The following is a 20,091-nucleotide window of genomic DNA, read 5'->3' as shown; positions in this document are numbered from 1 at the left end:
CGAACGAAGATCACGGCATAGGGTCGGAGACATGACGACCATCGTTGAGGAAGTGCTCCTGCTGGCATACAGCGAGGACGAGGGGAAACAGCTGGTCGGTTCGCTGCAGCTCGACGCCGCCCTCGGGGGCGCGCTCCTGGCCGAGCTCGCCATCAACGACCGGATCGACCTGTCGGGCAAGAAGGTCACGGTCAAGGACACGACCCCGCTCGGAGACCCGGAGCTCGACGCGACGCTCTCCCGGATCGCCGAGGACAAGGAACGCAAGCCCGACCGCTGGGTCTACAAGCTCTACTCCAACAAGCTCCGCAAGCGTCTGCTCACCGGGCTGGCCGAGCGCGGCGTGCTGGGCGAGGAGCACCGCAAGGTCCTGGGGATCTTCCCCAGTTCGCGCTATCCGGAGCGCGACCCGCGCATCGAGCAGGCCGTGCGCGAGCGGGTGCAGAACGTGCTGAACGGCGCCGAGCCGGACGAGCGGGTGGCCGTGCTGATCGCCATCCTGCACGCGGCCAAGATCGACCGTAAGGCGTTCCCCGGGGCGAGCAAGGAGCGCATCAAGGAGATCGCCGAGGGCGACTGGGTCGGCGACGCGGTGGCCAAGACGATCGCCTCGATCAACGCGGCCATCATCGCCGGCGGCGCGGCGGCCGCCGCGGGAGCGGCCGGCTGACCTCCGCGGGAGCGGCCGGCCGATCTCTGCGGGGAGCGGCCGGCCGACCCGTGCGGGGACCGGGAGGAAGCTCCTCCCGGGCGCTCCTACTTGGCGAGGACGTCCTTCGGGACCTGCTTGTCCTGGGCCAGGGCCTCGAACATGCGCAGGGCCTTGTTCCGGTCCCACCTGACGACGTTCTGACCGTTGATGTCCTCGAAGCCGCTGAACGGGACGATCGTGGTCACCGGGTTGTCGCCCATGGCCAGGCCGAGCGAGAGCAGGTCGAAGGCGCCGGTCTCCTGCCCGACGGACACCGAGTCGGTGGCGCTGAACGCGAGCGGGACGGACGTGAACGGGTTGATCAGGACCCCGGGGCTGGCGGCCTTCTTCACCACGGCGGAGAAGAACTGCCGCTGGCGCTGGGTCCGCTCGAAGTCGGGGATGCCCGTCGCCCCGGTCTGGCGGGTGCGGACGTAGCCCAGGGCCGTGGCGCCGTCGAGGGTCTGCACGCCCTTCTTGAGCTTGATCCCGGCCTTGGGGTCGTTGATGTTCTGCTTGACGTCGATCTCGACGCCGCCGATCGCGTCGACGATGCCCACGAAGCCGGCGAAGCCGATCTCCATGTAGTTGTCGATGCGCAGCCCGGTGACCTTCTCCACGGTCTTGGCCAGCAGCGCGGGGCCGCCGTCCTGGTAGGAGTAGGCGGCGTTGAGCTTGTCGCTGCCGTGGCCGTCGATGGGCACGTAGGAGTCGCGCGGCAGGCTGACCAGCGTCGGGCGGCCGTCGTTGTCGGGGATGTGCAGGAGCATCATCGTGTCGGTGCGGCGGCCCACGGAGCTGCCGGTGGCGAGCTTCCTGCGCTGGGCCTTGGTGAGCCCCTCGCGGCTGTCGGAGCCGACCAGCAGCCAGGTCGTGCCGGGGGTGTCGGCGGGACGGCCCTCGTAGTCGGCCAGGGCGTCGATCCGCTTCAGCCGTCCGTCGATGGTGAAATATCCGGCTACGGCGAGCACGAGCAGCAGCACGAGCAGGCCGATGAGGATCCGCACGATCAGCCGGCCGGTCCGCCGGGGACCCTTGGGGCTCCTCAAGCGCGAAGACGCGTTCGGCACGGCGCCGCCTTTCCCACCGGAAGACCCGCCGGGGGAGCCGGCGAGCGGCGATCTGGACGGACCGGCCTGCGGCCCGTCGGACGGCCCCTTCAGGGGGCGGACGGGACTCGTGCCCGACCGCGCCTTGCCGTACACCTGCGAGACCGCCCGGGGCACGGTGTCGTCGCGTACGGCCCCGCCGGATGAGGGGGCCTGGGCGGGGACCCCCGCCTGCGGTCCGGCGGCCGCGGGACCGCGCCGTCCGGGGGCGCCGCCCTGCCCGGGAGCCTGCCCGGGAACGGGATGGGCGGGCTGTCCGGCCGCCCGGGGCGGCACGGACGCGGGCGACCGGAGCGCACGCGTGCGGTCGTCGTCTTCCTGCCAGTCACCCACGTCGCATCTCCGCCACTTCTCGGGGCCACTTACCAACTGACGGTGAAATCGTCACCATCGACGCTACTTCGTGGCTCGCACCCGCGTAGATGCGTCCTCAAGGTTTTCCCAGTGTAAAAGTACTCAGAGGGGTATTCGATCGCCGACGAAGAGCCACCGGCCGATCCGGAAACATCGGCCGCCACCTCGGTCGTTACCGTAGAGGACGACCACCCGCTCGAAAGGAAGATCGTGTCCAGTTCGGACCCGTGGAGTACCTGCCCGTGCGGCCGCACGGGACTCACTGACCTGACCGGGGGAAACACCCGGTGAACACCGCCTTCGGCCTGCTGGCCGTACTGCTCCTCACCCTCGCCACCGGCTACTTCGTCGCCCAGGAGTTCGCCTTCGTGGCCGCCGACCGCGGCGTGCTGCGCGAACAGGCCGACGCCGGCGACGACGCCGCGCAACGCGCGCTGAAGGTGACGGGGCGGCTGTCCTTCATGCTCTCGGGCGCGCAGCTCGGCATCACCGTCACGGCCCTGCTGGTCGGCTTCATCGCCGAGCCGGCCATCGCCTCGGTGATCCGTCCCTGGCTGGAGGCCGCGGGGGTGCCCTCGGCCGCGGTGCCGGGCATCGCGGTCGCCCTGGCCGTCGCGATCGCGACGATCGTCCAGATGGTCATCGGCGAGCTGGCCCCCAAGAACCTCGGCATCGCCCGGCCTGAGCCGGTGGCCAAGTTCCTGTCCCGCTCGACCCTGATCTACCTCAAGGTCGCCGGGCCGGTCATCCGGCTGTTCGACTCCGCCGCCACCGGCCTGCTGCGCAAGGTCGGCGTGGAACCGGTCGAGGAGGTCGAGCACGGGGCGAGCCCCGAGGAGCTGTCCAGGATCATCGCGGAGTCCGGCGCGGCGGGTGACCTTCCCCCGCGCCTGTCCGAGCTGCTGGAGCGCGCGCTGGAGTTCGGCGACCGCACGGCCGAGGACGTCATGGTGCCGCGCCCGCGCGTGGTGCTGCTGCGCGACGACCGCCCGATCTCCGACCTGCTGGAGGCCATGCGCGAGCACGGTCACTCCCGCTATCCCGTGCTCTGCAACGAGAACGGCGAGGACGTGGTCGGCGTCACCGGGGTGCGCGAGCTGCTCCGCTCAGGCCTGGCCGACGGGCCGCTGGAGAAGATCACCCGCCCGGCGCTGCTGGTGCCCGACTCGCTGCCGCTGCCGGTCGTCCTGGAGCGCATGCGCGCGGCCCGCGACGACCTGGCCTGCGTCATCGACGAGTACGGCGGGCTGGCCGGAGTGCTCACCGTCGAGGACCTCGCCGAGGAGCTCGTCGGCGAGCTGATGGACGAGAACGACCCCGAGCCCGCGGGCGTCGTGGCCAACGACGACGGCACCTGGGACGTCCCCGGCACGCTGCGCGTCGACGAGGTCGAGCGGGCGACCGGGCTCTCGCTCCCCGAGAGCGACGACTACGACACCGTGGCCGGCCTCGTCCTGGCCGCCCTGGGCCGGATGGCCGAGCCCGACGACACGGTGACCGTCACGCTCACCCTGGAGAGCGACCCGCTGGAGAAGGACGACCCCGACGAGGCCGACGCGGTCCTGACGGTGCTGTCGGTCCACCGCAGGGTCCCCGAGTGGGTGCGGATCGCCCCGGTCACCGAGGGCGCGGCCCAGGCCCGGCCCGGCCCCTCCGCCCGGTCACGGGAGCAGGGCGGGAAGCAGGCCTCCCGGTCACAGGAGCAGGGCCGGAAGCAGGATCCGGAACAGGAGCACGCGATGTCCGGTCACGGCCACGGAGCCCCGGCGGAAGGGGACAGCCGATGAGCACCGGAGCCGCCCTGCTGCTCGGCGTGGTCCTGCTGGCGGGCAACGCCTTCTTCGTCGCCGCCGAGTTCGCGGTCATCTCGGCCCGCCGGCACCGCCTGGAGGAGGCCGCGGCCAGGGGCGGCCGGCTCACCCGGATCGCCGCCCGCGCCGCCGTGCGCGGCGGCAGGGAGCTGTCGCTGATGCTGGCCGGAGCCCAGCTCGGCATCACCCTGTGCTCGCTCGGCCTGGGCATGGTGACCGAACCGGCGATCGAGCACCTCCTGGAGCCGGTCTTCGGCGCGGTCGGCGTGCCCGAGTCGCTCCGGGTGCCGATCTCGCTGATGATCGCGCTGGCCCTGGTCACCTTCCTGCACATGGTGGTCGGCGAGATGGCGCCCAAGTCGTGGGCGCTGACCCACCCGGAGGTCGCGGCGGTGGGGGTCTCCCTGCCGTTCCGCGGTTTCACCTGGATCGTCAGGCCGGTGCTGGCCGCGCTCAACCGGCTGACCAACGGGATGCTGCGGCTGTTCGGCGTGCACGCCAGGGACGAGCTGGCCACCACCAGGACGCCGGTCCAGCTCGCCATGCTCGTCGGCGAGTCGGGCCGGATGGGGCTGCTCGACCGGGAGGAGCACGACCTGCTGACCAGGGCCCTGCGGGTCCACCAGCAGTCCGCGGAGCGGCTGATGCTGCCCATCGACCGGGCCGCCGCCGTACCGGCCGACGCCACCGGCTCCGAGGTGCGCAGGATCGCCGCCGAGAGCGGTCATCTGCGCCTGCTGGTCAACTCGGGCCGGGCCGGTGACGTCGTGGGCGTCCTGCACGTCAGGGACGCCCTGGTGCGGCCCGGGGCGAGCCCCGGGGAACTGGCCCGGCCGGTGCCCCGCCTGCCGCGGTCCACGAGCATCCCGGACGCCGTGGCCGCCCTGCAGGAGGCCCACGCCCATGTGGGCCTCATCACCGACGCCGGAGAGGTCGTCGGGATGGTGAGCCTCACCGATCTGCTGGGCGAGCTCCTGGACGTCAAGGTCCTGGCCACCCGCTGAGAGCGGGCCGAAGGACAGAAGGGCCGGGAGGTCGGGAGGTCGGGAGGTCGGGAGGTCGGGAGGTCGGGAGGTCGGGAGGTCGGGAGGTCGGGAGGTCGGGAGAAGCCTTCCGGCCCCCGGTCTCCCGCCGTCGCGCCGGGTACGCGGCCTGGGGTTTCTCTGTGAGCGTAACGAGAATCACATGCCGACATCCCGTGCAAGTCGCCCGAAAGTGACAAGCAAGTGGAGGGGGGTACAACGGAGAGCGGGCGCACGCCGTACGCCACGAACCCCCCGACGGCCCTCGCGGGCCTCCATCACGGAGCCGACGACCATCTTGATCACGACCGCCCGCATCCCGCCGTGGACGGCCTCACGACGCGTGCCCGCGGAAGCCGGACAACGAGAAAGCCCCGGTGGAGGCGGACTTTCGTCCGCGACCATCCGGGGCCGACTTCGAGTGGGCGAGGAGGGATTTGAACCCTCACGTCCTTTCGGACACACGGACCTGAACCGTGCGCGTCTGCCGTTCCGCCACCCGCCCTTGTTGGGTGCGGTCGAAACATTAGCACGGATCAGCCGGTACCTACGAACCCGGATACGATCCTTCTAGGTGCGGAGCGGAGGAGCCGGGTGCGAGAGAGCGGAAAGCGTGCCAACCGACGCCCGAGCGGCCGCGACCATAAGTACGGAGGAAGGGAGGTAGCCGGTGGGAGTCCTTCAGCGCTTCGAGCGCAGGCTCGAAGGCTTGGTTGAGGGCGCCTTTGCGCGGGCGTTCAAGTCCGACCTTCAGCCGGTCGAGGTCGCCAGCGCGGTTCAGCGGGAGATGGACGAGCGGGCTGCGATCGTCGCTCAGGGACGGACGCTCGTCCCGAACGACTTCGTGGTCGAGCTGTCCACGACCGACAGCGAGCGGCTGGAGGTGTACGCCGACAGCATCGGCCACGAGCTGGCCAACCTCGCGAGGGAGTACGCCAAGGAACAGGGCTACTCGTTCGTGGGGCCGGTACGGGTGAGGTTCGAGACCGCCGACGATCTGGCGGTCGGCCTGTTCCGCATCCGTTCCGGAGTGATCCGCGGTGCGACGGTCGAGCAGGACGAGATCCGCCAGCCGGTGAGCGACGTGCCCCAGGGCCGGCCGCACGCCTTCAACGGACGTCCCCGCCTGCTGGTCTCCACCCAGGACGACCCGCAGGGCCAGCGCTCCTACGATCTGACCACCCCGGTGACCCTGCTCGGCAGGGGCACCGACTGCGATCTCCGGCTGGTCGACCCGGGTGTGTCCCGGCACCACGCCGAGCTGCGCGTGGAGGGTCCCCAGGTGGTCCTGGTCGACCTCGGATCCACGAACGGCACTTTCGTCAACGGCCAGCCGGTTCGCCGGGTCGAGCTCCAGAACGGCACTCGCGTGACTCTGGGGCGCACGACTCTGGTTTTCCGGCGCGATTAAAGGTAAACAGACGGTCCATGTCCGAGCTCACGCTGCTGCTGATCCGGCTCGCCTTCCTCGCGGTGCTGTGGTTCTTCGTGATTGCCGCGGTCGGCGTGATCCGGACAGACTTGTTCGGGTCCCGTACGGCCGCCGCGGCTCCCGCCCGCAAGGCTCCCAAGCCGGTCAAACCACCGGCCAAACCCAAGAAGGGGGAGCCCCGGCAGATGGTCGTCACCGGTGGTCCCCTGCAGGGCACCACCATCACGCTCTCGGAGACGCCGATCACCATCGGCCGGGCGAACGACGCCACGCTGGTGGTCACCGACGACTACGCATCCAGCCGGCACGCCCGGCTCTTCCCCCAGGACGGTCAGTGGATCGTGGAAGATCTCGGCTCCACCAACGGCACGTATCTCGACCGCTCCAAAGTCACCCGTCCGACCCCGGTGCCGCTCGGTGTTCCGATCCGCATCGGTAAGACCGTCATCGAATTGCGCAAATGACCATCGCACTCCGTTACGCCGCCCGCTCTGACGTCGGCCTCCTCCGCGAAGGCAACGAGGACTCCGCGTACGCCAGCGGACGCCTGCTCGCCGTCGCGGACGGCATGGGCGGGCACGCACACGGCGAGGTGGCCAGCTCGGTCGCCATCGCCGCCATGTCGTCCCTCGACGAGGACGCGTTCGGGGGTGACCTGCTCAGCGCCATCGAGGCCGCGGTCCGTGACGCGAACCGGCGACTCCACGAGATGGTGGGACGGGATCCCAGCCTCAAGGGCATGGGCACCACGCTGACGGCCATGCTGTGGTCCGGCACGCGGGTCGCCCTGGTCCACGTCGGCGACTCCCGCGCCTACCTGCTGCGCTCCGGCGAGCTCTACCAGATCACGCACGACCACACCCTCGTGCAGTCCCTGGTGGACGACGGCCGGATCACCCAGGAGGAGGCCGCCACCCACCCGCAGCGGTCGATCCTGCTGCGCGCGCTGGACGGCAGCGGCGAGGTCGACCCCGACCTGTCGCTGCGCGAGGCCCAGCTCGGAGACCGCTATCTGCTGTGCTCCGACGGCCTGTCCGGCGTCGTCAGCGCGGAGACCCTGCATCACACCCTGTCCACGATCGACGATCCCGAGACGGTCGTCCGCACGCTCGTCGATCTGGCCAACCGCGGCGGCGGCCCGGACAACATCACCTGTGTGATCGCCGACGTCCTCGAGGTCGACGAGGGGTTCCCGCCGGCCACCGAGGCGGCCGTGGTGGGCGCCGCGGGCTCCACGCTCGCCCGCGCCTCGCAGGGGTCGCAGGACACCTCGCCCGGCCTGGCCAACCCGGCCACCATGCCGCAGCCCGTCATCACCGACGACGAGCTCGACGAGCAGGAGGCCAGGGCCGTGGCGGCCCGGCCGGCCAGACGCCGGCGGCGGCTGTGGCCGCTGCTCGTCTCCATCGGAGGCGTCATCCTCGTCGGCGGCGGCCTAGGCTGGTACTTCGGGAACCAGTGGCTCGACGACCAGTATTTCGTGGGATTGCGAGGTGAGGAGATCGTGGTCAACCGCGGTGTGAACACCACTCTCGGCCCGTTCGAGCTCTTCGACACCGTCCGCACCTCCACCGTGCCGGTTGCCACCCTCGGCACGCTGGAGCAGGCCCAGGTCCGCAACGGCATCCCCGTCGCCGACGAGGCCGCGGGCGTCAAGAAGATCGAGGAACTGCGGGCCTCCTCCCAGGAGGGCTCCGGCGACGCCGCCTCCGCCACCCCGTCGCCGAGCGCCAGCCCCAAGCCCAGTTCGAAACCCAGTGGCACCGCGACCCCGAGGCCCACGAACTCATGAGTGCCCCCACCGTCAGCACTCCGGGAGCCGAAGCCGTCCCCCTGCCAGCCAAGCGGCGGGTGGCGCAGCTGGTGATGCTCGCCTTCGCGGTCCTGATCGTGATGGCCGCCTACGCCGCCGTGGGGATGGGGATCGACCAGAAGATCCCCTCCGGCATGCTCACCTACGGCCTCGGCCTGGGCGGGTTCATGCTGGCCGCCTACCTGGTGCTGGCCCGCTTCGCCCCCTGGGCCGACCCGCTGATCCTGCCCCTGGTGACGCTGATCAACGGCCTCGGCCTGGTCATGATCTACCGCCTGGAGGTGGGCGCCGGCGGCAGGGGCGGCGCGTCGGCCACCACCCAGCTGCTGTGGACCGCCGTCGGCGTGGTCGTCTTCACCGTGACGCTGATCGTGCTGCGCGACCACCGCGCGCTGCAGCGCCTGACCTACACCGCCGGGGCCGCCGGTCTGCTGCTGCTGGTCTCGCCGCTGCTGCCGGTCCTCGGCCAGGAGATCAACGGCGCCCGCATCTGGATCGGCCTGGCCGGCTTCACCCTCCAGCCGGCCGAGCTGGCCAAGCTCGCCCTGGTGATCTTCTTCGCGGGCTATCTGGTCGCCAAACGCGACGTGCTGGCGCTGGCCGGCCGGCGGCTGCTCTTCATCGACCTGCCCCGCGCCCGCGACCTCGGCCCGATCCTCATCACCTGGGGGCTCAGCCTCGGCGTGCTGATCCTGCAGAAGGACCTCGGCTCCTCCCTGCTGATCTTCGGCACGTTCATCGCGATGCTCTACATCGCCACCCAGCGCACCTCCTGGGTGCTGATCGGCATCCTGCTGTTCGTCGGCGGCGCGATCCTGGCCGGAATGGTCTTCAGCCACGTCCAGGACCGCTTCACCGTCTATCTCAACCCCGAGGACCCGGCGCTCTACGACAGGGTCGGCGGCAGCGCGCAGCTCCTCGAGGGCCTGTTCGGCATGAGCCAGGGCGGCATCCTGGGCACCGGGCTCGGCCAGGGCCACCCCGGCCTGATCCCGCTGGCCTTCTCCGACTTCATCTTCGCCGCCATCGGCGAGGAACTGGGCCTGACCGGCCTGATGGCCCTGCTGATGGTCTACGGGCTGCTGGTCGAGCGCGGGCTGCGCACCTCGATCGCCGCCCGCGACCCGTTCTCCAAGCTTCTGGCGGGCGGCCTGTCCTTCCTGCTGGCCTGGCAGGTCTTCATCATCGTCGGCGGCGTCACCAACCTGATCCCGCTGACCGGCCTGGTCACGCCGTTCATGTCACAGGGCGGCTCCGCGTTGCTGGCTAACTGGATCCTTATCGCGCTGTTGGTACGCATGTCTGATGCGGCCAGGAAGCCGCCGCCCCAGGCAATCCAGGACGAAGGACTCACCCAGGTGTTCCAGCGATGAACAGTCCCCTCAAGCGCACCGCCCTGGCCTGCATCCTCATGTTCGGCCTGCTCATGATCAACATCAACTACCTGCAGGCCGTACGGGCCGAGGACCTCAAGCAGGACTCCCGCGACCGCCGCAACTTCTTCGCCCGCTACGAGGTCGAGCGCGGCCTGATCACCGCGGGCAACAAGGTGATCGCCCGGTCCGAGGACACCGGCGACCGCGAGGCCAGGTTCAAGCGCGTCTACCCCGAGGGCAAGATCTACGCGCCCGTCACCGGGTTCTTCGCGCCGGAGAACACCAGCGACATCGAGCGGGCCGAGAACGACCTGCTCGACGGCTCCAGTCCCTCCCTGGTCATCCGGCGCGGCATCGACCTGTTCACCGGCAAGCAGACCAAGGGCGCCAACGTCCAGCTGACGATCAACCCCAAGGCGCAGGAGGCGGCCTACAAGGCGCTGGGGGCCAGCGGCAAGAAGGGCGCGCTGGTCGCGATCGAGCCGAAGACCGGGGCCATCCTGGCGATGGTGTCCATCCCGACCTACGACCCCAACCTGCTCGCCCCCGCCGACAAGGCCGCGGTCAACGAGGCCTACAAGAAGCTGGACGCGAACGACGACAAGCCGCTGGTCAACCGGGCGATCGCGCGCACCTACCCGCCGGGCTCGACCTTCAAGGTCGTCACCATGGCCGCCTACCTGGAGAGCGACGACTCCCTGGGCCCGCAGAGCCAGGTGGACGCCCCGCAGCGGCTCGACCTGCCCAACACCACCGCCGACCTGCCCAACTACGGCGGCGCGGCGTGCGGCGCCGGACGGGTGACGCTCTCCTTCGCGCTGGAGAAGTCCTGCAACACGCCGTTCGGCAAGATCGGCATGGATCTGGGCTACGACGCGATGAAGGAGCAGGCCGCCAAGTTCGGCATCGGGGAGAACCTGGACCCCCTGGAGATCCCGATGGCGGTCGCCCCCAGCAGCATCGGCCCCGAGGAGGACCAGGCCGCGCTCGCCCAGGCCTCGATCGGCCAGCGCAGCAACCAGATGTCGCCGCTGCAGATGGCCATGGTCGCCGCCGGCATCGCCAACAACGGCGTCGTCATGAAGCCGTACCTCGTCAACAAGGTGACCGACGCCGAGGGCGGGGAGATCAAGACGGCCGACCCCGAGGAGCTCGACACCGCGATGAGCGAGGAGAACGCGGCCAAGCTCAAGGAGATGATGGTCAACGTCGTCAACCTCGGCACCGCCTCGGCCGCGCAGATCCCCGGTGAGACCGTCGGCGGCAAGACCGGCACCGCCGAGACCGCCGAGGGCCAGGCCCCGCACGCGTGGTTCATCTCCTTCGCCCCCGCCGAGAACCCGAAGGTCGCCGTCGCGCTCATCGTCGAGTCGGGCAGCGCCGGAAACGACGCCTCGGGTGGTCAGACCGCCGCGCCCATCGCCAAGAGCGTGATGGAAGCGGTGCTGGGTAAATGACGTCGTTGCTCGGCGGCCGATACCGCCCGTTGAGGCGGATCGCCGCCGGCGGCATGGGCGAGGTCTGGCGGTGCCGGGACGAGCTGCTCGCCCGCGAGGTGGCCGTGAAGCTGCTCCGCAGCCACGTGGCGGCCGACCCGCACTTCCGCGAGCGGTTCCGCACCGAGGCGCGGATCGCCGCCGGGCTGGCCGACCCGGGCATCGCCCAGGTCTTCGACTACGGCGAGGACGGTGACGTCGCCTACCTGGTGATGGAACTGGTCCCCGGCGAGTCCCTGGCCGGCATCCTCGCCCGCAACGGGACGCTGAGCCCGGAGATCACACTCGACGTCGTGCACCAGACCGCCAAGGCGCTGCACGCCGCGCACAGCTCTGGGATCATCCACCGGGACATCAAGCCCGGCAACCTGCTGGTCACCGAGAGCGGCACCGTCAAGATCACTGACTTCGGGATCGCCAGGGCGCTGGAGGCCGCGCCGGTGACCCAGACCGGGACCGTGCTCGGCACCGCCCAGTACGTCAGTCCCGAGCAGGCCTCCGGCGACACGATGACCCCGGCCACCGACCTGTACTCCCTGGGCGTCGTGGCCTACGAGTGCCTGACCGGCCGCCCGCCGTTCGTCGCCGACAACCAGGTGGCGATCGCGCTGATGCACCTCAACGACCCTCCGCCGCCGCTGCCCGAGAACGTTCCCGCGCCGGTGCGCGACCTGGTCCTGGAGTGCCTGTCGAAGGACCCCACCCACCGCCCGGCCGGCGCGAGGAGCCTGTCGGACCGCGCCTACGTGCTGCGCGAGTCGCTGGCCACCGCGGGGGCGCTGGAGCTGGGCATGCTCACCGACCCCGCCGGGTGGCGGGCCGAGCCGGGCGCGGCGCCGCCGGAGGAGACCGCGTGGCGCCCGCCGGTGGCCGGATCCGGTCATTTCCAGGAGCCGGGAACGGACCCGGGCGACCACGGGACACCGCCCACGGCCGCCCCCGTGCTCGCCGCCGGGACGGCGGGGAGCACCGCGGTCCCGAGGCGCCACGGGCTGCGCCGCACCGGCGTGATCGTCGCCGCGGCGGCCGGCTGCGCCGCGGCCGTCGGCCTGGGCACCCTGGTGGTCCAGGACCTGACCGGCCGGCAGGACGACAACGGGTCCTCGGAGCCGTTCACGCCCCCGACGCCGGCCGCCGAGTCGCCCACGGTCAAAGCCACCCGGAGCAGACCGGTCACGACCCGGCCGGTGGCCACTCCCGCCAAGTCGCCACGCCCGTCCCCCTCGCCGTCGGCTACGGTAAGTACGTCGGCCACGCCCACACCCCGGCCGACGAAGTCTCCGTCCCCGAGCCCCAGCCCGCCCACCCCGACCCCGACGCCCCCCGCTCCGACGGTGACACCGAGCCTCACACCGAGTGACACACCCGGCCCCGGGGACACAACCGCTCCGAACGGGGAGACGTGATGCGCCGAGAGGTCGATGATGGACACCGGTGGCCCGAGAGCCCACCGGCACCCAAGATGAACGGTAAGGGACAGTGCAGGAAATGACTCAGCCCCGACGCCTCGGCGATCGCTACGAGCTTGACGGCGTCGTCGGCCGTGGCGGCATGGCCGAGGTCTATCGCGCCCGGGACATCCGACTGGACCGGGTCGTAGCGATCAAGACCCTCCGCGCGGACCTGGCCAGGGACCACACCTTCCAGGCACGCTTCCGCCGGGAGGCTCAGTCCGCCGCGTCACTGAACCACCCGTCCATCGTCGCGGTCTACGACACGGGCGAGGACACCTCCGAGGGCGCGCCCGTGCCCTACATCGTGATGGAGTACGTCGACGGCAGCACCCTGCGCGACCTGCTGCGGGCCGACCGGCGGCTGATGCCCGAGCGCGCGGCCGAGCTGGTCGACGGGATCCTGCGGGCGCTGGACTACAGCCACCGCGGCGGCATCGTCCACCGGGACATCAAGCCGGCCAACATCATGATCACCCGTAACGGTGACGTGAAGGTGATGGACTTCGGCATCGCCCGCGCGATGGCCGACTCGGCCGCGACCATGACCCAGACCGCCCAGGTCATCGGCACGGCCCAGTACCTGTCGCCGGAGCAGGCCAGGGGCGAGCGGGTCGACGCCCGCAGCGACCTGTACTCCACCGGCTGCGTGCTGTACGAGCTGCTGACCGGGCAGCCGCCGTTCACCGGCGACTCCCCCGTGGCGATCGCCTACCAGCACGTGCGCGAGGACCCGATCCCGCCCTCGCAGATCGACCCGGACATCCCCAAGTGGGCCGACGCCATCGTGCTCAAGTCGATGGCCAAGGACCCCGCCCAGCGCTACCAGAGCGCCGGGGACATGCGGGCCGACATCCAGCGGGCGATGTCGGGCATGCCGATGGACGCACAGACGATGGCGCTGGCCGCCAACTACGGCACGGCCACCCGCACCATGCAGCAGCCGCCGCCCGGCCAGGCCGGCCCGGTCACGCAGCGCACCACCGCCGTCCCGCCGTACGAGTACGGCACGGAGGAGGTCGGGCGCGGTGAGCGCGGACGCCGCCGCCAGAAGAGCGAGGGCAACAACGCGGTCAAGATCGCGGCCTGGATCCTGATCCCGATCCTGGTCATCGGCGCCTTCATCTGGGCGGGCTACCAGTTCCTGAGCTCCCCCGGCACGCCCACCGAGGGAGGCAAGGTGTCGGTCCCGACGCTGGCCTCCCGGACGGAGGAAGCCGCGATCAAGACCCTCACGGACATGGGGCTGAAGGTCAAGAAGACCGAGGAGTTCAGCGACGAGCAGCGCAAGGGCTCGGTCATCGGCACCGAGCCCGGCGCGGGCACCGAGGTCCCCAAGGGCAGCGAGGTCACGCTCATCGTCTCCAAGGGCGTGGAGAGGGTCGAGATCCCCGATGTGATCGGCCAGACCAAGGAAGAGGCGATACAGACGCTCGAGGACGCGGGCTTCAAGCCGAGCGTGCAGTCCAAGCCGTCCGCCCGCCAGCAGAACGTCGTCTTCGCCATGTCTCCGGAGGCCGGCACGAAGGCCGCCAAGGGCAGCTCGGTCAAGATCACCATTCCCGCGCAGGCCCAGGAGGTCCCCAACGTCCTCGGCTTCGACATCAAGGAGGCCCGGGACACGCTCGTCGAGGCGGGCTTCCGGGTCAAGGTCGTCGACCAGCCCAGTGACCAGGCCGAGGGCACGGTGCTCAACCAGACCCCCGAGGCCGGTTCCAAGCTCCAGCCGAACACCACGATCACGCTGACCGTCTCCACCGGCCAGCCGCCGGTCCCGACCGAGGAGCCGAGCGTCCCGACCGAGGAGCCGACGTTCCCGACGGAGGAGCCGAGCGTCCCGACCGATGAGCCGACGGAGGAGGATCCGTTCGTCGACGACCCCTCCGGAGAGAACGGCTGATCTCCGTCGCCACGTGATCAGGAGGGGCCCCCTCATACATGAGGAGGGCCCCTCCGCCACTCGGGGGCAATGGCGGCAGGGCCCTCACTGGTTAGTCGTCCAGCACGCCCGGTGTGTTACACGATTTTCGCGAGCCAGTTTCCGAGCAGCCGGTGACCGTACTCGGAGATCACCGACTCGGGGTGGAACTGCACCCCCTCCACGGGCGCGTCACGGTGGCGCAGCCCCATGACGACTCCGTCCTCGGTGGTCGAGGTCACCTCCAGGACCGGCGGCACGGTCTCGGGCCGTACGGCCAGCGAGTGGTAGCGCGTCATGGTGACCGGCGACGGCAGGCCGGCGAAGACCCCGCGCCCGTCGTGCGAGACGGCGCTGGTCCGGCCGTGCATCAGCTCGGGGGCCCGGGCCACGGTGGCGCCGTACGCCACCGCGATGGCCTGGTGCCCGAGGCAGACGCCGAGCAGCGGCAGGCCCCGGGCCGCGCAGTGACCGACCAGGGGGACGCTCACCCCGGCCTCCTCCGGCGTGCCGGGCCCGGGGCTGATCAGGACCCCGTCGAAGCCCGCCGCGTCGTCGACCGCGACGTGGTCGCGGGGGCGCACATCGCAGTCGGCGCCCAGCTCGCGGAGGTACTGCACGATGGTGTGGACGAAGCTGTCGTGATTGTCCACCACCAGGATTCGGCTCATGGACTCACAGTCACGCGGTCGAGGAGGACGTACGGTTCGATCCAGGGGAACACGACATACCAGAGTACGGCCGCCGCCATCCCGGCCAGCACCAGTGCGGTGCACAGCTTGGCCACGGGACCTCCGGAGAGCATCCGCCAGATCCATTCGTACATGTGCTTCCTCCTTGCTCGGTCACCGATCGGGGTCCCGCCTGTCGTCGAGCCGACCGAACACGACGAGCCGCTGCGCGGCGGAGTACTCCGGGTGGCAGGTGGACAGGGTGATGCGTGCCCTGGTGGGCCTGCGACCCGGACTGCCCGGGACGGGGGCGATCACACTCATCTCGGTGGGGGCGACGATGCGGGTCTCGGTGACCCGGTAGACGTAACGGGCGTCGCGGGCGTCGACGATGATCTCGTCCCCCCTGCGGAGCTCGTCGATGCGGTTGAAGGGCGCGGCGTAGGTGGTCCGGTGGCCCGCCAGGACGAAGTTGCCGGTCCCCCCCGGCGGGGCGGTGCCGGGATAGTGGCCGGGGCCCGCCCGGAGCTCGTCCCGGCCCACCCCCTCCACCACGACGTAGCGGTAGTCGTCGCCGAAGCGGGGGATGCGCAGCATCGCCAGGGGCTCACCCGTCCGGGCCCCGTCCGGCGCGCGGGAGCCGCCGGAGACCGCCTGCGGGGGCTGCTGCAGCTGCTCGCGCAGCACCGCCTGCCGTCCGGCGGTGTAGCTCCCGGTCCCCCAGATCAGATAGGCGCACAGGAGCAGCAGGACCCCTCCCACGGTGAGGCCCAGCTCCCCGCACACGCGCACCACGGCCCTCATGGCGTCAGGCTAGTGAGAGGCTGTCACGCCCGAACCGCGACGATCGAGGCGTTGGACGGTTGTTTGCCCGAGGATGGGACTGCCGCGGGATCGCATGTCCCGCATGTGGCGACTATCCTTACTCGGGTCGTCGCCCACCAGCGATTACGCTAGCTGACAGAACCTGCGCACGATCCGGATCGCGCAGGGTTGACGCAGGAGAACCCCAGTGCCCAAGTCCAAGGCTCGTAAGAAGGCGGTTTACACCCCGCCGAAGACGTCCCAGCAGGTCAAGATTAGCCCTCGCTGGCTGGCGCCCGTCATGGTGGCCTCCTGGATCATCGGGATCCTGTGGATCTCGGTCTACTATGTGGCGCCTGACGCCCCGCTGATCGGCACGCTCCAGAACTGGAACCTGCTGGTCGGGTTCGCTTTCATCATCTTCGGTGTGGTGCTCTCCACCCGCTGGCGATAGATCTTTCCACAGACATATCCACACCCTGGGGAAGCATCAGGGTGTGGATCACCCCCCGGACAGCCTGGCCTGTATGTACGCGTCATAGGCGAACGGCGGCAGCAGCATGACCGTGGCGACCAGCGCCAGCAGGACCAGCGCGCATCCGCCCCACTGGACCAGGTTCCTGTTCCTGGCCGGGGCGTAGACGAGGATCGCGCTGACGACGGCGCCGGTGACGAGGCCTCCGAGGTGCCCCTGCCAGCTGACGTTGGGGACCACGAAAGTGATCAGCACGTTGATGCCGATCAGCCAGAGCACGCCACGGATGTCGTAGCCGAGCCTCCTGGAGACCACGAACAACGCGCCGAACAGGCCGTAGACCGCGCCCGAGGCGCCCACCGCGCCGAGGCCGAGCAGATAGACCGCGACGGAGCCGCCCAGCGCGGACAGCAGATAGAGCGCCAGGAACCGGGTCGAGCCCAGCCTCCGCTCCAGCTCCGGGCCGATGGCGTACAGCACCCACATGTTGAACAGGATGTGGGTGAGCGCGAATCCTCCCGACTGCAGCGGCGCGTGCAGGAAGGCCCCGGTGATCAGGCGCCACCACTCGCCTCCGTAGGCGACGGCGCCCGACTCCATCGCGTAGCCGCCCACCACCCGGGCCGGCGCGATCGACTCGACGGCGTAGGCCAGGACGTTGAGGATCAGCAGGCCCCAGGTGACCCGGGGCGTGGTGACCGCCTTGCCGCCGAACACCGACTGCGCCCGCCGCACTCCCTTGTTGCCCTCGGCCACGCACTCGGGGCACTGGAAGCCGACCGAGGCGTCGCGCATGCAGTCGGGGCAGATGGGCCGCTCGCAGCGCTGGCAGCGCACGTAGGTCTCGCGGTCCGGGTGACGGTAACAGGTGGGTACGGCCTGCGTGCCGGACTCGCCGGGCGGCTGGGTGGTCATGGCGTGTCGGTGGCCCTTTCGACCGTGCTTCTTCCTGCGCCCAGCCTATGCAGAATCACCGGCGTCCGTGCGGCGGCCACCGGCGGTGGCCGCCGCAGGCGGATCAGCCCTGGACGCGGTCGATGGTGACCGACTCCAGCACGACCGGCTCGACGGGACGGTCACGGCCGTCGGTCTCGGTCTTGGCGATGGCGTCGACGACCTCCTGGCCCTCGACGACCTCCCCGAAGATGGTGTGCCTGCCGTTGAGGTGCGGCGTGGGCACCACGGTGATGAAGAACTGCGAGCCGTTGGTGCCGCGGCCCATCTGGATGCCGGCGTTGGCCATGGCGAGCAGGTAGGGGCGGTTGAAGTAGAGGTCCGGGCTGATCTCGTCGTCGAACTTGTAGCCCGGGCCGCCGATGCCCTGACCCAGCGGGTCACCGCCCTGGATCATGAAGCCGGCGATGACGCGGTGGAAGACGGTGCCGTCGTAGAGCTTGTCGGTGGTCTTCTGGCCGGTCTCGGGGTGCGTCCACTCCCGAGTGCCCTCGGCCAGCTCGACGAAGTTCCGCACGGTCTTGGGCGCGTGGTTCGGGAAGAGCTCGAGCTTCACGCTGCCACGGTTGGTCTTGAGGGTTGCGAACAACTTCTCAGCCACGATGGGGCTGCCCCCTTCAGGTCAACAGGCGGAGCCTGTACAAGGCGCGATGTTTGTGATGTTTTGAGATTGAGGGTCGCCGCCGACCCCTCCAGCATCCTCCCACGGCTGGTCATGATTGAGCCGCTTTCGAGCGGGAAGGGGTGCCTGCGGGGCCCCAACGACAGGGGAGGAGTTGCTGTGCCTCTTGCACTATTTGGAAAGCGCCGCACCACCAAGGTGGTTCCGGAAACCCGGCTGTACATGGCGAAGTCCCAGCTCAAGCGAGCTGTCGGACAGGTCGGTCCGATGGCGGTCCACGCCCGCGACGCGGCGCGTGACGCCGCCGCCGCGAAGGTCCTCGATGCCCGTGGGTGGGCAGCACCAAGACTAGACGCCGCCGCCCACTCTTTCGAGGACCAACTCGCGCCGAGGATCACGGCGATGCTGTCCCAGGCCGCGACGAGGATCGACCCTTCGCCTCGCAGCAGGTCGCGGTGGCCGGTGGTCCTGCTGCTCACCGGCGTCGCGGTCGGTGCCGCCGGCTTCGCGATGTACCGCAGGAGCTCCGGCAGCCAGTGGTCGGAGAGCTTCAAGAGCACCACGGCCGACGCGTCCCACTGGGTCAGCGACAAGGCCAGGACCGCTGCGGACAAGGTCTCCGGCACCGCCGGTGGCGTCAAGGACAGGGCCGAGGAGTTCGGCCACAAGGCGGATCCTTCGTCGGACGAGTTCGGTAACAAGATCAGCACCGAGTCGACGACGGCCTCCAAGAATTCGCCCTGAAATCTGATGTCCTGATACGACTGGGTGCCCATCGGTACGGCCCGCATCCCCACGATGCGGGCCGTACCCGTGCCCGGGGCCGGTTCGGCGGCACGGCGATGTTGACGGTTTCACCAAGCGCTTGTTAGATCGTGTTCCCCAGGCACGGAGGAACACGGATGACGCTGTCACCTCTCGACGACTACCCCGTCCACCAGTCCCCCGAGGTCATGCGGCACGTCACGACGTCGGACCGCAACTTCTACGACCGCTACTACTTCAACTGCCACGCCGGATCCGACGAGCTGATGCTGATCATCGGCGTCGGGCAGTACCCCAACCTCGGCGTCACCGACGCCTTCGCCTGCGTGCGCCACCGGAACCTCCACCGGGTCGTCCGCGCCTCCAGGGAACTCGGCGACGACCGGATGAACACCGAGATCGGCCCGTTCCGCGTCGAGGTGATCGAGGGGCTGCGCACCCTCCGGGTCGTGCTCGACCCCACCGAGCACGGCCTGTCCTACGACCTCACCTGGCAGGGCACGATCCCCGCGACCCTGGAGCCGCGCCACTTCCTGCGCTGGCAGGAGCGCGTCGTCTTCAACTCCTCGCGGCTGGCCCAGACCGGGCGGTGGACCGGGCACATCATGATCGACGGCGAGCGGATCGAGGTCACCCCCGACCGGTGGCAGGGGACCCGCGACCGCTCGTGGGGCATCCGCCCCGTGGGCGAGCCGGAGCCCCCGGGCATCCAGACGAAGAACGCCGGGACCTTCTACTGGCTCTACGCGCCCGTCCAGTTCGACGACCACGCCATCCTGTGCATCGTCCAGGAGGACGAGAAGGGCCGTCGCGTCCTGGAGGAGGCGGTCCGGGTCTGGGGCTTCGGCTCGGCCAGGGAGGGTGAGCAGGAGTATCTCGGGCGTCCGGAGTACCGCCCCGTGTACGTGGAGGGCACCCGGGAGGTGCGCGAGGCGACGATCTCCTTCGCACCACCGGGCGGCAAGCCCTTCGACATGCGCTGCACGCCGATCCTCCCGGTGCACCTGATGGTGGGCACCGGATATGGCCTGGAACCGGACTGGAAACACGGCATGTACCAGGGCCCGGGCCCGGTGGTGCAGGGCGTCACCCACACCTTCCCTCAGGACGCCGCCCGCATGTGGGGCATGATCGACGCGGTGGGCCGCTTCGAGTACGACGACCCGTCCGGGGCGGCGCAGGGCACACAGGTCGGGCACGGCCTCTACGAATACTGGGCGCTGGGCCCGCACCCGTCCTTCCCGGAGGCCTGACCCCTTTCGGGGGCCCGGTCCCGTACACCCGCGCTCGCGGACCCCGTCCCGTACACCCGCGCTCGCGGGTCCGG

The 20,091-nt window shown here is 70.3% G+C and carries 19 protein-coding genes and 1 tRNA gene; 13 read left to right on the top strand and 7 right to left on the bottom strand.

All coding sequences use genetic code 11. The features are described from left to right. Positions 1-31 precede the first annotated feature (31 nt). On the top strand, positions 32-670 hold the full coding sequence (locus Psi01_RS22135) for a GOLPH3/VPS74 family protein (RefSeq protein WP_204065985.1): 639 nt from the start codon (positions 32-34) through the stop codon (positions 668-670). Between the two features lie 86 nt (positions 671-756). Here Psi01_RS22135 and Psi01_RS22130 read toward each other — a convergent pair whose 3' ends face one another. Then, entirely contained in the window at positions 757-2,133 is a 1,377-nt protein-coding gene (locus Psi01_RS22130) for an LCP family protein (RefSeq protein ID WP_239127919.1), read from the bottom strand. Between the two features lie 308 nt (positions 2,134-2,441). On the opposite strand from Psi01_RS22130, the gene Psi01_RS22125 reads away from it, so the two are divergent. Together Psi01_RS22125 and Psi01_RS22120 are read left to right on the top strand one after the other, a co-directional pair. Then, entirely contained in the window at positions 2,442-3,941 is a 1,500-nt protein-coding gene (locus Psi01_RS22125; RefSeq protein WP_204065984.1) for a hemolysin family protein, read from the top strand. Then, on the top strand, positions 3,938-4,969 hold the full coding sequence (locus Psi01_RS22120) for a hemolysin family protein (RefSeq protein ID WP_204065983.1): 1,032 nt from the start codon (positions 3,938-3,940) through the stop codon (positions 4,967-4,969). The genes Psi01_RS22125 and Psi01_RS22120 overlap by 4 nt, the downstream gene beginning before the upstream one ends. Before the next feature lie 440 nt (positions 4,970-5,409). On the opposite strand, the gene Psi01_RS22115 is transcribed toward Psi01_RS22120, so the two are convergent. Further along, positions 5,410-5,492 (bottom strand) — tRNA-Leu (locus Psi01_RS22115). 165 nt (positions 5,493-5,657) lie between these two features. Here Psi01_RS22115 and Psi01_RS22110 point away from each other — a divergent pair. From Psi01_RS22110 to pknB, 7 genes are all read left to right on the top strand, one after another. Next, the gene (locus tag Psi01_RS22110; RefSeq protein WP_204065982.1) at positions 5,658-6,398 is read left to right on the top strand and encodes an FHA domain-containing protein; all 741 of its coding nucleotides are present in this window, start codon (positions 5,658-5,660) and stop codon (positions 6,396-6,398) included. A 17-nt stretch (positions 6,399-6,415) separates the two neighbouring features. Beyond that, the gene (locus Psi01_RS22105) at positions 6,416-6,883 is read left to right on the top strand and encodes an FHA domain-containing protein FhaB/FipA (protein ID WP_203879040.1); all 468 of its coding nucleotides are present in this window, start codon (positions 6,416-6,418) and stop codon (positions 6,881-6,883) included. After that, positions 6,880-8,211 carry a Stp1/IreP family PP2C-type Ser/Thr phosphatase gene (locus Psi01_RS22100; RefSeq protein ID WP_204065981.1) on the top strand — a complete coding sequence of 444 codons (1,332 nt, stop codon included), beginning with the start codon at positions 6,880-6,882 and terminating at the stop codon, positions 8,209-8,211. Before Psi01_RS22105 ends, Psi01_RS22100 begins: the two co-directional genes overlap by 4 nt. Next, entirely contained in the window at positions 8,208-9,605 is a 1,398-nt protein-coding gene (locus Psi01_RS22095; protein WP_204065980.1) for an FtsW/RodA/SpoVE family cell cycle protein, read from the top strand. The genes Psi01_RS22100 and Psi01_RS22095 overlap by 4 nt, the downstream gene beginning before the upstream one ends. After that, positions 9,602-11,065, top strand: coding sequence for a peptidoglycan D,D-transpeptidase FtsI family protein (locus tag Psi01_RS22090; RefSeq protein WP_204065979.1), 1,464 nt, complete (start codon positions 9,602-9,604; stop codon positions 11,063-11,065). Before Psi01_RS22095 ends, Psi01_RS22090 begins: the two co-directional genes overlap by 4 nt. Next, on the top strand, positions 11,062-12,510 hold the full coding sequence (locus Psi01_RS22085; RefSeq protein ID WP_204065978.1) for a serine/threonine-protein kinase: 1,449 nt from the start codon (positions 11,062-11,064) through the stop codon (positions 12,508-12,510). The genes Psi01_RS22090 and Psi01_RS22085 overlap by 4 nt, the downstream gene beginning before the upstream one ends. Before the next feature lie 82 nt (positions 12,511-12,592). Next, positions 12,593-14,455 carry a Stk1 family PASTA domain-containing Ser/Thr kinase gene (gene pknB, locus Psi01_RS22080; protein WP_204065977.1) on the top strand — a complete coding sequence of 621 codons (1,863 nt, stop codon included), beginning with the start codon at positions 12,593-12,595 and terminating at the stop codon, positions 14,453-14,455. A 116-nt stretch (positions 14,456-14,571) separates the two neighbouring features. Here the strand turns inward: pknB and Psi01_RS22075 are convergent, their stop codons facing one another. The 3 genes from Psi01_RS22075 to Psi01_RS22065 are packed head-to-tail and all read right to left on the bottom strand — an operon-like array spanning position 14,572 to position 15,948. Then, positions 14,572-15,144, bottom strand: coding sequence for an anthranilate synthase component II (locus tag Psi01_RS22075; protein ID WP_204065976.1), 573 nt, complete (start codon positions 15,142-15,144; stop codon positions 14,572-14,574). After that, positions 15,141-15,299 (bottom strand): hypothetical protein, encoded by a 159-nt coding sequence (locus tag Psi01_RS22070; RefSeq protein ID WP_204065975.1) that lies wholly within the window; start codon positions 15,297-15,299, stop codon positions 15,141-15,143. Before Psi01_RS22070 ends, Psi01_RS22075 begins: the two co-directional genes overlap by 4 nt. Positions 15,300-15,318: 19 nt before the next feature. Continuing rightward, positions 15,319-15,948, bottom strand: coding sequence for a class E sortase (locus Psi01_RS22065; RefSeq protein ID WP_204065974.1), 630 nt, complete (start codon positions 15,946-15,948; stop codon positions 15,319-15,321). Positions 15,949-16,156: 208 nt separating this feature from the next. Here Psi01_RS22065 and Psi01_RS22060 point away from each other — a divergent pair, with 208 nt between their 5' ends. Continuing rightward, positions 16,157-16,402 (top strand): cell division protein CrgA, encoded by a 246-nt coding sequence (locus Psi01_RS22060; protein ID WP_204065973.1) that lies wholly within the window; start codon positions 16,157-16,159, stop codon positions 16,400-16,402. A 48-nt stretch (positions 16,403-16,450) separates the two neighbouring features. Here Psi01_RS22060 and Psi01_RS22055 read toward each other — a convergent pair whose 3' ends face one another. Further along, positions 16,451-17,338 carry a rhomboid family intramembrane serine protease gene (locus Psi01_RS22055; RefSeq protein ID WP_204065972.1) on the bottom strand — a complete coding sequence of 296 codons (888 nt, stop codon included), beginning with the start codon at positions 17,336-17,338 and terminating at the stop codon, positions 16,451-16,453. A gap of 103 nt (positions 17,339-17,441) precedes the next feature. Further along, the gene (locus Psi01_RS22050; RefSeq protein WP_204065971.1) at positions 17,442-17,978 is read right to left on the bottom strand and encodes a peptidylprolyl isomerase; all 537 of its coding nucleotides are present in this window, start codon (positions 17,976-17,978) and stop codon (positions 17,442-17,444) included. A 423-nt stretch (positions 17,979-18,401) separates the two neighbouring features. On the opposite strand from Psi01_RS22050, the gene Psi01_RS22045 reads away from it, so the two are divergent. Beyond that, entirely contained in the window at positions 18,402-18,743 is a 342-nt protein-coding gene (locus Psi01_RS22045) for a YtxH domain-containing protein (protein WP_204065970.1), read from the top strand. Positions 18,744-18,901: 158 nt separating this feature from the next. Next, positions 18,902-20,017 carry an Rv3169 family protein gene (locus Psi01_RS22040; RefSeq protein ID WP_204065969.1) on the top strand — a complete coding sequence of 372 codons (1,116 nt, stop codon included), beginning with the start codon at positions 18,902-18,904 and terminating at the stop codon, positions 20,015-20,017. Positions 20,018-20,091: the final 74 nt, after the last annotated feature.

It is taken from the genome of Paraplanobispora siamensis (assembly GCF_016863175.1).
GTDB lineage: Bacteria > Actinomycetota > Actinomycetes > Streptosporangiales > Streptosporangiaceae > Planobispora > Planobispora siamensis.
This window is presented reverse-complemented; position numbering and strand designations above follow the sequence as displayed.